This is a genomic window from Salmonella sp. 3C, assembly GCF_025426275.1.
Taxonomy (GTDB): Bacteria; Pseudomonadota; Gammaproteobacteria; order Enterobacterales; family Enterobacteriaceae; genus Salmonella; species Salmonella enterica.
The window spans coordinates 2095585-2107898 of the sequence record NZ_CP104858.1 but is presented as its reverse complement, the minus strand read 5'-3'; the positions used below and the strand labels follow the sequence as shown (position 1 = coordinate 2107898).

At 54.0% G+C, this 12314-nt stretch carries 8 protein-coding genes and 1 rRNA gene; 3 read left to right on the top strand and 6 right to left on the bottom strand.

Annotation, left to right across the window (positions count from 1 at the left end):
- Positions 1-255 precede the first annotated feature (255 nt).
- Positions 256-3939 (bottom strand): methionine synthase, encoded by a 3684-nt coding sequence (gene metH / locus N7E69_RS10005; RefSeq protein ID WP_000095957.1) that lies wholly within the window; start codon positions 3937-3939, stop codon positions 256-258.
- Positions 3940-4242: 303 nt separating this feature from the next.
- Here metH and iclR point away from each other — a divergent pair, with 303 nt between their 5' ends.
- Both iclR and N7E69_RS09995 read left to right on the top strand, forming a co-directional pair.
- Positions 4243-5067, top strand: a complete 825-nt coding sequence (gene iclR, locus N7E69_RS10000) for a glyoxylate bypass operon transcriptional repressor IclR (protein WP_000226434.1) — start codon at positions 4243-4245, stop codon at positions 5065-5067.
- Positions 5068-5077: 10 nt separating this feature from the next.
- Positions 5078-5485, top strand: coding sequence for an ASCH domain-containing protein (locus N7E69_RS09995; protein ID WP_010989091.1), 408 nt, complete (start codon positions 5078-5080; stop codon positions 5483-5485).
- On the opposite strand, the gene aceK is transcribed toward N7E69_RS09995, so the two are convergent.
- The 4 genes from aceK to metA form a co-directional block, all read right to left on the bottom strand.
- Entirely contained in the window at positions 5449-7200 is a 1752-nt protein-coding gene (gene aceK / locus N7E69_RS09990) for a bifunctional isocitrate dehydrogenase kinase/phosphatase (protein WP_001137273.1), read from the bottom strand. The two genes, N7E69_RS09995 and aceK, sit on opposite strands and share 37 nt — an antisense overlap.
- Positions 7201-7301: 101 nt before the next feature.
- On the bottom strand, positions 7302-8606 hold the full coding sequence (gene aceA / locus N7E69_RS09985) for an isocitrate lyase (RefSeq protein WP_000857873.1): 1305 nt from the start codon (positions 8604-8606) through the stop codon (positions 7302-7304).
- A 31-nt stretch (positions 8607-8637) separates the two neighbouring features.
- Positions 8638-10239 (bottom strand): malate synthase A, encoded by a 1602-nt coding sequence (gene aceB, locus N7E69_RS09980; RefSeq protein WP_001069371.1) that lies wholly within the window; start codon positions 10237-10239, stop codon positions 8638-8640.
- Positions 10240-10507: 268 nt separating this feature from the next.
- Positions 10508-11437, bottom strand: a complete 930-nt coding sequence (gene metA / locus N7E69_RS09975) for a homoserine O-succinyltransferase (protein ID WP_001122767.1) — start codon at positions 11435-11437, stop codon at positions 10508-10510.
- Between the two features lie 156 nt (positions 11438-11593).
- Here metA and N7E69_RS09970 point away from each other — a divergent pair, with 156 nt between their 5' ends.
- Positions 11594-12031 carry an acetyltransferase gene (locus tag N7E69_RS09970; RefSeq protein WP_000973249.1) on the top strand — a complete coding sequence of 146 codons (438 nt, stop codon included), beginning with the start codon at positions 11594-11596 and terminating at the stop codon, positions 12029-12031.
- Between the two features lie 165 nt (positions 12032-12196).
- On the opposite strand, the gene rrf is transcribed toward N7E69_RS09970, so the two are convergent.
- A 5S ribosomal RNA gene (gene rrf / locus N7E69_RS09965) occupies positions 12197-12312 on the bottom strand.
- Positions 12313-12314 lie beyond the last annotated feature (2 nt).

Here is a 12314-nt window from a genome sequence, read left to right as displayed (position 1 = left end):
CTCCTTATCGTTATACGTTTTCCTGAAGCTCACTTGCGATAAATTGCCTGATGGCGCACAGCGTTAAGGCCTGCTGGCGTTGCACGCCACCGGGCTTACCATACGTAATACGGTATGCTGGATAAGGCATTTACGCCGCCATCCGGCAAATTCAGCGTAGAGCCTTCCTTCAGTATAAGGGTTTAATTGTAAGAAAGAGACAAGGCACCCAATGAGTGCCTTGTATGTTGTAAGGAAAAGTGACGATTTTATGAATCAGTCCGCATCGTACCCCAGGTTCGGCGCCAGCCACCGCTCAACGTCCTCAACGCTCATTCCTTTACGGAAAGCATAATCTGTCACCTGATCGCGTTGGATCTGCGCTACCGCGAAGTATTTGCTCTCAGGATGGCTGAAGTACCAGCCGGAGACCGACGCGCCAGGCCACATGGCGAAAGATTCGGTGAGCTTCATCCCGGTGTGTTTTTCGACATCCAGTAGCTGCCAGATAGTGCCTTTTTCGGTATGTTCCGGGCAGGCAGGATAACCCGGCGCCGGGCGAATCCCCTGGTAGTTTTCGCGGATTAATTCGTCGTTACTCAGGCTCTCGTTCGGCGCATATCCCCAGTAAACCTTACGTACACGCTCATGCAGATACTCGGCAAACGCTTCCGCCAGACGGTCGGCAATCGCTTTCACCATGATCTTGTTATAGTCGTCGTGTTGCGCTTCGAAGGCGTCCGCCAGCGCATCCTCCTCCAGACCGCCGGTCACCGCGAAAGCACCGATGTAATCCGCTTTGCCGCTCAGTTTCGGCGCGACAAAATCCGCCAGACAGTAGTTGGCAAAACCGACTTTCTCGGTCTGCTGGCGCAGGTGGTGGCTGACCGTCAGAACATGAGTACGGGTTGCGTCGCGATAGATTTCGATGTCGTCACCCACACGGTTAGCCGGGAACAGGCCCACCACGCCACGCGGATTCAACAGCTTCTCGGCGCTGAGTTTATCCAGCATATCATTGGCGTCTTTAAACAGACGCTGCGCCTCAACGCCCACCACCTCATCTTCCAGAATGCGCGGGTATTTGCCGGCCAGCGACCAGGTCATAAAGAACGGCGTCCAGTCGATGTAGTTGCGCAGAGTTTCGATGCTGGCTTCCACCCCCTGCACGCCCAGACGGTGGGCTACCGGCGGGGTGTAGCGTTCCCAATCGAATGCCAGATCATTATCGCGCGCCGCTTCCAGCGTGACCGGCGGCGTACGCGGTTTTTTGCGGGCGTGCTGAATACGCACGGTTTCGTACTCTTTGCGGGTACGGGCGACAAAGTCATCGCGCTGGTTGTCGGAGAGTAGCGCCGCCACCACGCCCACGGTACGCGAAGCATTCTGCACGTAGACCGTCGGACCGCTGTAGTTCTGCTCGATTTTCACCGCCGTATGCGCTTTCGAAGTGGTTGCGCCGCCGATCAGTAGCGGGATAGTAAAGCCCTGACGCTCCATCTCTTTCGCCACGTTGACCATTTCGTCCAGCGACGGGGTGATAAGCCCGGAAAGACCGATCAGATCGGCATTCACTTCACGCGCCGTTCTGAGGATTTTCTCCGCTGGCACCATCACGCCAAGATCGACGATTTCGTAGTTGTTACATTGCAGCACCACGCCAACGATATTTTTACCAATATCGTGCACATCGCCCTTCACGGTGGCGATCACCATCTTGCCGTTGCTGGAGCCTTTTTCTTTGCTGGCTTCAATAAACGGCTCCAGGTAGGCCACCGCTTGTTTCATCACGCGAGCGGATTTCACCACCTGCGGCAGGAACATTTTCCCTTCGCCGAACAGGTCGCCGACCACGTTCATGCCGTCCATCAACGGCCCTTCAATCACCTCAATCGGGCGGGCGGCCTGCTGACGGGCTTCTTCGGTATCCTGTTCGATAAATTCGGTGATGCCTTTCACCAGCGAGTATTCGAGACGCTTTTTCACGTCCCAGCTACGCCATTCCGCCTGCTGGGCGTTGGCAGCTTCGTCGGTTTTGCTGCCGCGGTATTTCTCCGCCAAATCCAGCAAACGCTCGGTGCCGTCATCGCGACGGTTAAGAATGACATCTTCAACTGCATCGCGCAGTTCGGCAGGCAGGTCGTCATAAATCGCCAGCTGTCCGGCGTTGACGATGCCCATGTCCATGCCATTGCGGATGGCGTAGTAGAGGAATACCGCGTGGATAGCCTCACGTACCGGGTCGTTGCCGCGGAACGAGAAGGACACGTTAGACACGCCGCCGGAGATCAGCGCGTGCGGCAGCTCGCGTTTGATGTCTTCGCAAGCGCCGATAAAGTCCTGCGCGTAGTTGTTGTGCTCTTCAATACCGGTCGCCACGGCGAAGATATTCGGGTCGAAGATGATGTCTTCCGGCGGGAAACCCACCTCTTCGGTGAGAATTTTGTAGGCTCGGCGGCAAATTTCGATTTTACGCGCGCGGGTATCGGCCTGCCCCTGCTCATCAAAGGCCATCACCACCACTGCGGCGCCATAGCGACGTAGCAACTTCGCATGATGAATAAAGGCTTCCACGCCCTCTTTCATCGAAATAGAGTTGACGATGCCTTTACCCTGAATGCACTTCAGCCCTTTTTCGATAACCTCCCATTTGGAGGAGTCGATCATGATTGGTACACGGGCAATGTCCGGCTCACCGGCAATCAGGCTGAGGAAACGCACCATCGCCGCTTCGGCGTCGAGCATCCCCTCATCCATATTGATATCAATAATCTGCGCGCCGCTTTCTACCTGCTGACGGGCGACATCCAGCGCTTCGCTGTATTTCTCTTCTTTGATCAGCCGTTTAAATTTGGCCGAGCCGGTGACGTTAGTACGTTCGCCGACGTTCACAAACAGGCTATCGTCACCAATGTTCAGCGGCTCCAGGCCGGAAAGGCGGCAGGCGACCGGGATATCCGGCAGCTGGCGCGGCAGCAAACCGGCAACGGCGCGGCTCATGGCGGCGATATGCTCCGGCGTAGTGCCACAGCAGCCGCCAACGATATTCAGGAAGCCCGCTTCCGCCCATTCGCGAATCTGTTTCGCCATGGTGTCGGCGTCGAGGTCGTACTCGCCGAAAGCGTTCGGCAGGCCGGCGTTCGGGTGCGCGGTGACGTAGCATTCGGCAATCCGCGACAGTTCCTGGACGTACTGGCGCAGCTCATCAGGCCCCAGCGCGCAGTTAAGGCCAAAAGTGAGCGCCTCGGCGTGGCGCAGCGAGTTATAAAAGGCTTCGGTCGTCTGGCCGGAGAGGGTACGACCAGAGGCGTCGGTGATGGTGCCGGAAATCATGATCGGCAGATCAACGCCCAGCGCTTCAAACTCTTCTTTCACCGCAAACACCGCCGCTTTCGCATTCAGGGTGTCAAAGACGGTTTCAATCAGGATCAGGTCCGCCCCGCCTTCCACCAGCGCTTTGGTGGATTCACGGTAGGCCGCCACCAGCTGATCGAAGGTGATATTACGAAACGCCGGGTCGTTGACGTCCGGCGAAATGGAGGCCGTGCGGTTAGTTGGACCAAGCACGCCCGCAACAAAACGTGGTTTTTCTGGTGTTCGCGCCGTCCATTCATCGGCGCAGGCGCGCGCCAGTTTGGCCGCCGCATAGTTGATTTCCGCCGACAGGGATTCCATCCGGTAATCCGCCATCGCAATGGTTGTCGAGTTAAAGGTGTTGGTTTCGATGATATCCGCGCCAGCCTCAAAGTAGGCGTTGTGGATAGCGGCGATCACCTCCGGCTTGCTGAGTACCAGCAGGTCATTGTTGCCTTTCAGGTCGCAGGGCCAGTCGGCAAAGCGCTCCCCGCGGAAATCTTCTTCATGTAGACGATAGCTCTGGATCATGGTGCCCATACCGCCGTCCAGCACCAGAATACGTTCATTTAACTGCGCACGCAGTTGTTCAACTTTGCTGCTCACACTCGCTCCCGACAACGCTCCACGTAACGAGCCATACTGGCACAAAGCGTGCTGGCGGAAAAGAGAACAACGGGCAACATGAGACATGTTCAGCTTGCCACCCACTTCTGTCGCTTTGCCGGATGGCGGCGCAAGCGCCTTATCAGTCTACAAATTACTTTGGCGGCTCCCAAAGCGTAGGCCTGATAAGCGCAGCGCTATCGGGCATCCTGTGATGTCACTCATCCGATCAGTTCAGGAACTCTTGCATTATAATTGAATAAAACGAAAATGATTTCCACGATACAGAAAAAGGAGTCTGCCATGGTTGCCCCTGTTCCCGCGAAACGCGGGAGAAAACCTGCCGCTACCACTGCACCCGTAACCGGGCAGGTTCAGTCATTAACTCGCGGTCTGAAGCTGCTGGAGTGGATTGCCGAGTCCAACGGCAGCGTCGCGCTGACCGAACTGGCGCAACAGGCGGGTTTGCCTAATTCCACGACTCACCGTCTACTCACCACCATGCAGCAGCAGGGTTTTGTCCGCCAGGTTGGTGAGCTGGGCCACTGGGCCGTAGGCGCACACGCGTTTATCGTCGGCAGCAGCTTCTTACAGAGCCGTAATCTGCTGGCGATTGTCCATCCGATTTTGCGCAAGCTGATGGAGGACTCCGGCGAAACGGTAAACCTTGCCGTACTCGACCAGAGCGACCATCAGGCCATTATTATCGATCAGGTGCAGTGTACGCAGCTGATGCGTATGTCCGCGCCGATCGGCGGCAAGCTGCCCATGCACGCCTCTGGCGCGGGCAAGGCGTTTTTATCACAGCTCAGTGAGGAACAGGTTACCAGTCTGCTGCACCGCAAGGGGTTGCACGCTTATACCCATGCGACGCTGGTGTCGCCGCTGCATCTGAAAGATGACCTCGCCCAAACACGCAAGCGCGGCTATTCCTTTGACGACGAAGAACATGCGCTCGGTCTGCGCTGCGTGGCCTCGTGTATTTATGACGAACACCGCGAACCGTTTGCGGCCCTCTCTATTTCCGGCCCCTGCTCACGCATTACCGACGATCGCGTCACCGAACTTGGCGCCATGGTGATTAAAGCGGCGAAAGAGGTGACGCTGGCCTATGGTGGAACTCGCTGAAATGAGCAGCCTGAAATTATACTGGCAGGAGAAGTACCCACAGGCCTTCTGTTGGTCTTTCGGTGATTCGCCGGCGCTGGCCGACGAGCTGGCGGCGCTAGTGGTCGCCGGTAAAAAGCGTGGCACCTGTAGCTCGCTGGTTAGCTATCAGAAAGAGCAGCCCCCTGTCACGCCCGGGTCATATCACATTGTGCTCAACGGCACAGGCGACGCCGTGTGCGTCATACGCACGCTGGCGCTCAGGCTGATCCGTTTTAACGAGATGAGCGCCGATCTCGCCGCACTGGAAGGCGAAGGCGATCTTAGCCTGGCGTACTGGCAAGCGGCACACCGGGCCTTTTTTGAGCGCGAGGGTAATTGGTCGCCGGAGATGGAACTGGTTTACGAAGAGTTCGCCGTACTCGAGATCGCGCCGTAACGCACGCTAAAGCGCTGTCTACGTCGATAGGCATACACATCTTCTACATGCCCTTCTTTAATACGCGTCTGTAGCGCGCGCCAGTAATCGGCGCGAAACAGGTCGGCATGCATCTCTTCAAACAATGGTCCGATACGCGGATCGGCACACAGCCAGTGGCGAAACTCCTCCGGGAAAACATCACCCGGCGAGACGCTATACCAGGGTTCGCTGGCCAGTTCGTCTTCCGGATAACGCGCTGGCGGAATATCGCGGAAATTCACTTCCGTCATGTAGCAAATTTCATCGTAGTCGTAGAACACCACGCGACCATGACGGGTAACGCCAAAGTTTTTAAACAACATATCGCCGGGGAAAATATTAGCGGCGGCAAGCTGGCGAATCGCATTACCATATTCTTCTATCGCATCGCGCAACTGCTGACCTTCTACCTGTTCCAGCCAGATATTGAGCGGCACCATGCGACGTTCAATATAGAGATGGCGAATGACGATATGTTCCCCAAGATCGGTAATCTTCTCTGGCGCTTCTTGCCGTAACAGCGCCATCAGCGCCGGATCAATTTGCCGTTTATCCAGTACGAAATTCTCAAACTCCTGGGTATCCGCCATACGACCAACGCGATCATGCTCTTTTACCAGTTGATAACAGGCACGCACATGGGCGGCGGACATCTCTTTCTGCGGGGCGAATTTGTCTTTAATGATTTTAAATACCCGGTCGAAACCTGGCAGGGTAAACACCAGCATCACCATGCCGCGGATGCCAGGCGCCTCAATGAATTTCTCATCGCTTTCAGCCAGATAACACAAATATTCGCGGTAGCTTTCGGTTTTCGCATGTTTCTGGCAACCAATCGCCATATACAGTTCGGCAGTGGTTTTACCCGGCAGGATTTCACGCAACCACTCAACCAGCGCGGCAGGCAGCGGCGCATACACCATAAAATAAGAGCGGGCAAAACCAAACACAATGCTCGCTTCTGCCGTGGTGGTCAGGCAGGTATCGACAAACAGTTCCCCCTCATCAGTGCGATGAATCGGCAATAAAAACGGCAGCGTACCGTCAGGTGTGGTTAATTTACCTACCAGCCAGGCCGCTTTATTACGGTAAAACAACTCATTCGCCACCTGGACATGGCAACAAGGTAGCGCGTCCTCGCCCAGTGTTTCAGTCAGGTGCGCGATAATATAGCGGATATCCCGGCTTTTATTCTGCCAGGGCAGACGCAGCGGTAAATCACTGAGTATGCGCATCAACAGCGTCTCCCAACCGTGATCGGGAAAGAAGTCTTTGGCCAGCGGGCGCGGGATAGTACGGAAGCGACGCTCCGGTTGCGAACTGAAAATAAACAACCGCTCGGGTGTTAACGAGCGGTGGTCAAATAACCGGCAATAAACGGAGTTGAAAAAGCTCTCCGCAATCTCGAAGCGCGGGTAATCCGGCAACAGCCGGGTGTAATGCTCTTTAACGCGTAAAAGGAAATCCGCGTCGGTACTTTTGCCATCGGTAATACAGCGCAGTTGCTCCACCACCAGACCCACATGATGATCATAGAGGTGGATACGGCTTTTCATCGCCTGCTGGACGGCGTGCCAGTCGGCCTGTTCAAAACGCTGCTGCGCGCCGGAAGTCACTTCCAGAAATCGACCATACTGCGCGTCAAAGCCTTGCAGGATGGTTTGAGCAATCAGTAATTCCAGGCCACGCGGCATTTTTTTCCCTCATCCGGCACCACGTCATGCCGGATGGCGCGTTCGCTTATCCGGCCTACGCTATCTGTAGGCCCGGTAAGCGCAGCGCCACCGGGCATCAATCAAAACTGCGCTTCTTCGGTGGAACCCGTTAACGCGGTAACGGATGACGCGCCGCCCTGAATAATGGTGGTGACTTTGTCGAAGTAACCAGTGCCCACTTCCTGCTGGTGGGAAACAAAGGTGTAGCCGTCTTTCGCCGCGGCGAACTCGGGTTGTTGAACCTTCTCAACATAGTGTTTCATACCCTCACCCTGCGCGTATGCATGCGCCAGGTCGAACATGTTGAACCACATGCTGTGGATGCCCGCCAGGGTAATAAACTGGTATTTGTAACCCATGTCCGACAACTGCTGCTGGAAGCTGGCAATGGTCTTGTCGTCCAGATTCTTCTGCCAGTTGAAGGATGGCGAACAGTTATAGGCCAGCAGTTTGCCCGGATACTTCGCGTGGATAGCATCGGCAAAACGACGCGCCAATTCGAGATCCGGCGTAGAAGTTTCGCACCATACCAGATCGGCATACGGGGCATACGCCAGACCGCGGCTGATCGCCTGCTCAATGCCCGCATGGGTGCGGTAGAAACCTTCGCTGGTGCGTTCGCCGGTAATAAAACCGCTGTCATAGGGATCGCAGTCGGAAGTAATCAGATCTGCCGCATCCGCATCGGTACGCGCAATCACCAGCGTCGGGACACCCATCACATCAGCGGCCAGACGCGCAGCAACCAGTTTCTGAATCGCTTCCTGCGTGGGGACCAGCACCTTGCCGCCCATATGGCCGCATTTCTTCACCGACGCCAGCTGATCTTCGAAGTGAACGGCCGCTGCACCGGCTTCAATCATCGATTTCATCAGTTCGAAGGCATTCAGAACGCCGCCAAAACCGGCTTCCGCATCAGCAACGATCGGCAGGAAGTAATCCACATAGCGCGGATCATTGGGTTCAATACCGGATGCCCACTGGATCTGATCTGCACGACGAAAAGTGTTGTTGATCCGATCCACTACCGCCGGAACAGAGTTTGCCGGGTACAACGATTGATCCGGATACATGCTGGATGCCAGGTTGGCATCTGCCGCTACCTGCCAGCCTGAAAGATAAATCGCCTCAATACCGGCTTTCGCCTGCTGCAACGCCTGACCGCCAGTCAGCGCGCCAAGGCTGTTGATATAGCCTTTTTTCGCTTCACCGTGCAACAGCCGCCAAATTTTCGCTGCGCCGAGCTGCGCCAGCGTGCATTCCGGGTTAACCGAGCCGCGTAATTTCACCACCTCCTCCGCGCTGTACGGGCGGGTGATGCCTTCCCAGCGCGGTTGTGTCCACTCTTTCTGTAATTCTTCGATTTGTTGAGTACGGGTTTTCATGTGCAGATGCTCCATATTGTTATGTGGTGAATTAAGCCAGTAAGCGATAGCCCGGCAGGGTGAGGAAGTCGATTAAGTCATCTGAGGTGGTGATTTGCTCCATCAGACGTGCGGCATCGTCGAAGCGCCCGCTGCTGTAGCGGTGCTCGCCCAGTTCGTCCTGGATTACCCGCATCTCTTCCGCCAACATTTCGCGGAAAAGCGCTTTCGTTACGGGTTTTCCATTGCTCAGTGTTTTCTCATGGTGAATCCACTGCCAGATAGAGGTTCGTGAGATTTCCGCCGTCGCGGCATCCTCCATCAGACCGTAAATCGGTACACAGCCATTGCCGGAGATCCACGCTTCAATGTACTGCACTGCCACGCGAATATTGGCGCGCATTCCCGCTTCTGTGCGTTCGCCTTCACATGGCTCCAGTAACTGTTCAGCGGTAATCGGCGCATCTTCATCACGGGTAATGAACAGCTGATTTTTGTGCTCGCCCAGTACCTCGTTAAAGACGGCCATTGCGGTATCCGCCAACCCAGGATGCGCAATCCACGTGCCGTCGTGGCCGTTGTTCGCTTCCAGCGCTTTATCCGCTTTCACTTTGGCAAGGACCTGATTGTTGCGTTCAACGTCTTTGCTCGGGATAAACGCCGCCATACCGCCCATCGCGAACGCGCCGCGCTTGTGACAGGTTTTGATCAGCAGGCGCGAGTAGGCGCTCAGAAACGGTTTGTCCATCGTTACCACCTGCCTGTCCGGCAGGACGCGATCCGGGTGATTTTTCAACGTTTTGATATAGCTGAAAATATAATCCCAGCGACCACAGTTGAGACCGACAATATGATCACGCAACGCATGAAGAATCTCATCCATCTGGAAAACAGCAGGAAGCGTTTCAATCAACAGGGTCGCTTTGATCGTACCGCGCGGCAGGTTAAAGCGGTCTTCGGCGTAGCTGAAGACTTCGCTCCACCAGGCTGCCTCCTGCCAGGCTTGCGTTTTCGGCAGGTAAAAATACGGGCCGCTACCTTTAGCGAGCAGCGCTTTATAGTTGTGGAAAAAGTACAGAGCAAAATCAAACAGGCTGCCGGGAATGGCTTCCCCCCGCCAGGTAACATGTTTTTCTGGCAGATGTAGACCACGTACACGACAAATCAATACGGCCGGATCGGGCTTGAGCTGATAGATTTTTCCGGCTTCGTTGGTATAGCTAATGGTGCCGTTCACCGCATCACGCAGGTTGATTTGACCATCAATAACTTTATTCCAGTCCGGCGCCAGCGAGTCTTCAAAATCCGCCATAAACACTTTCACATTTGCGTTCAGGGCATTAATCACCATTTTACGTTCAACCGGCCCGGTAATTTCTACTCGGCGATCCTGTAAATCCGCCGGAATACCACGAATCTGCCAATTACTTTCTCTAATGGAAGTGGTTTCCGAAATAAAATCAGGCAACTTACCGTTATCAATATCCTGCTGTTGCTGGATACGTGCAGCCAGGAGTTTATTGCGTTTTGGCGTAAAACGGGTGACTAACTCCGTCAAAAACTCGACTGCTTCAGCGGTCAGGACTTGCTTTTCCAGCTCGCCTTGCGGCCTGGTAAAGGTTAATTCATCAGTTGTGGTTGCCTGTGGATTCATCATGCAGCTCCTCGTTGTTGATCCAGATACATCCCCAATGCGAACGAAGGATCACTGTGCGCTTTTCGTTCAACACAACTAAGACTACTCAATTAAATTTCAAAATCAAAAACAATTTCCATTTTTAATTTAATTATGCATTAACCTATTGATAACAATATAAATTAAATTTAATTACATGATGAGGAGCGTTTCGGAAATAAAAAAGGCACCCGAAGGTGCCTGATTCAACATGCTGAAACGCTTTAGGATCGTCAGAAGCAGAAGATTAATCCAGGGTTGGATTCATGTGACGCAGATCATATGGCGTAATCTGGTAGACATAATAGTTGAGCCAGTTAGTAAACAGTAAATTACCGTGGCTGCGCCAGGTTGCGCGCGGTATGTTTTGCGGATCGTTTTTTGGGAAATAGTTGTACGGAACCTCCGGATTTAACCCGGCCTCAACGTCACGAAAATATTCACCCGCTAACGTATGAGCGTCATATTCAGGATGACCGGTGACAAACGCAATACGTTTATCTTTGCTGGCAAACAGGTACGCATCCCCTTCTTCTGTTTCGGCCAGAATTTCAAGATCCGTATAATCCCGTATCAGCGCCGCCGGGAAATCGGCATAGCGTGAGTGTGGCGCAAGAAACGAATCATCAAAACCACGCGTTAACAGAGCATGTGGATGAAGGATGTGATGTTCATAGACGCCGGAAAGTTTATCTGTACGGGTCTGCTTAGGGATACCATACAGAATATTGAGTGCGGCCTGAACGGCCCAACAGACAAATAGCGTCGAAGTAACGTGATCTTTCGCCCATTCAAGCACCTGCCTAATCTGCGGCCAGTAAGCCACGTCATTAAATTCCACCAGACCCAGCGGCGCTCCGGTCACGATAAGCCCATCAAAGTTCTGATCGCAGATATCGTCGAAGTTACAGTAAAAGTTGTTCAGGTGCTCGGCTGGCGTGTTCCTCGACTCGCGGGCATCTATCCGCAGCAGTTGAATATCGACCTGCAATGGCGAGTTCGATAGCAAGCGCAGAAACTGATTTTCCGTTTCAATCTTCTTCGGCATCAGGTTAAGGATAAGTACCTTTAGCGGGCGAATTTCCTGACCTGATGCGCGAGAAGTCGTCATGACGAAGACATTCTCCTCACGTAAAAAATTGACGGCGGGTAGCTCGTCCAGCACGCGAATCGGCATAACCTGATAACCTCACGACATACGTTTAAACGTTTAGACATCCAGATAGCTAAAGATACTCAGAAATCAGGCGAATGTCGAGTCTGCAAGTTCAAGGTGAGAAAGTTTCACGACAGCATTTGCATTAGAATAGAAGTAAGCAAAAAAGGAGTGAAGATGATGATTAACATTCGTCGTTCAAGGCATGAGGAAGGGGAAAAACTGATTGCGATCTGGCGTCGCTCAGTCGATACCACGCACGATTTTCTGTCAAACGCTTATCGGGCCGAACTGGAAGAACTGGTGAGCGATTTTCTGCCAGAAGCGCCACTATGGGTTGCCGTGACCGATCAGGATGAGCCGGTAGGATTTATGCTGCTTACCGGCGAACATATGGATGCGCTGTTTGTCGATCCGGACGTGCGTGGTCAGGGTATCGGTAAGAGATTAGTTGAACATGCGTTAACACTGGCGCCGGGGTTGACAACCAATGTTAACGAGCAAAATACACAAGCTGTTGGATTTTATAAGAAAATGGGATTTAAGGTGACGGGACGTTCGGAGGTCGACGATCTTGGGAAACCGTATCCATTGTTGAATTTAATTTATCCGTGAGTAGCGGCGCTGTCTGATAAGTGCATGTAGGCCGGATAAGGCGAAGCGGCCATCCGGCGGTGCAGGTTGCCTGATGGCGCTGCGCTTATCAGGCCTACATTTTTAAATGTTACCACACACGCAAAGAAGCCCGTCCTGACGGACGGGCTTCTTCACTTGTTTGATGCCTGGCAGTTCCCTACTCTCGCATGGGGAGACCCCACACTACCATCGGCGCTACGGCGTTTCACTTCTGAGTTCGGCATGGGGTCAGGTGGGACCACCGCGCTAGTGCCGCCAGGCA

Excerpts from the sequence above, each read along its gene's own strand:
- aceA (WP_000857873.1), bottom strand. The coding sequence starts at position 8,606 with ATGAAAACCCGTACTCAACAAATCGAAGAATTACAGAAAGAGTGGACA.
- iclR (WP_000226434.1), top strand. The coding sequence starts at position 4,243 with ATGGTTGCCCCTGTTCCCGCGAAACGCGGGAGAAAACCTGCCGCTACC.
- aceK (WP_001137273.1), bottom strand. The coding sequence starts at position 7,200 with ATGCCGCGTGGCCTGGAATTACTGATTGCTCAAACCATCCTGCAAGGC.
- N7E69_RS09970 (WP_000973249.1), top strand. The coding sequence starts at position 11,594 with ATGATGATTAACATTCGTCGTTCAAGGCATGAGGAAGGGGAAAAACTG.
- metA (WP_001122767.1), bottom strand. The coding sequence starts at position 11,437 with ATGCCGATTCGCGTGCTGGACGAGCTACCCGCCGTCAATTTTTTACGT.
- aceB (WP_001069371.1), bottom strand. The coding sequence starts at position 10,239 with ATGAATCCACAGGCAACCACAACTGATGAATTAACCTTTACCAGGCCG.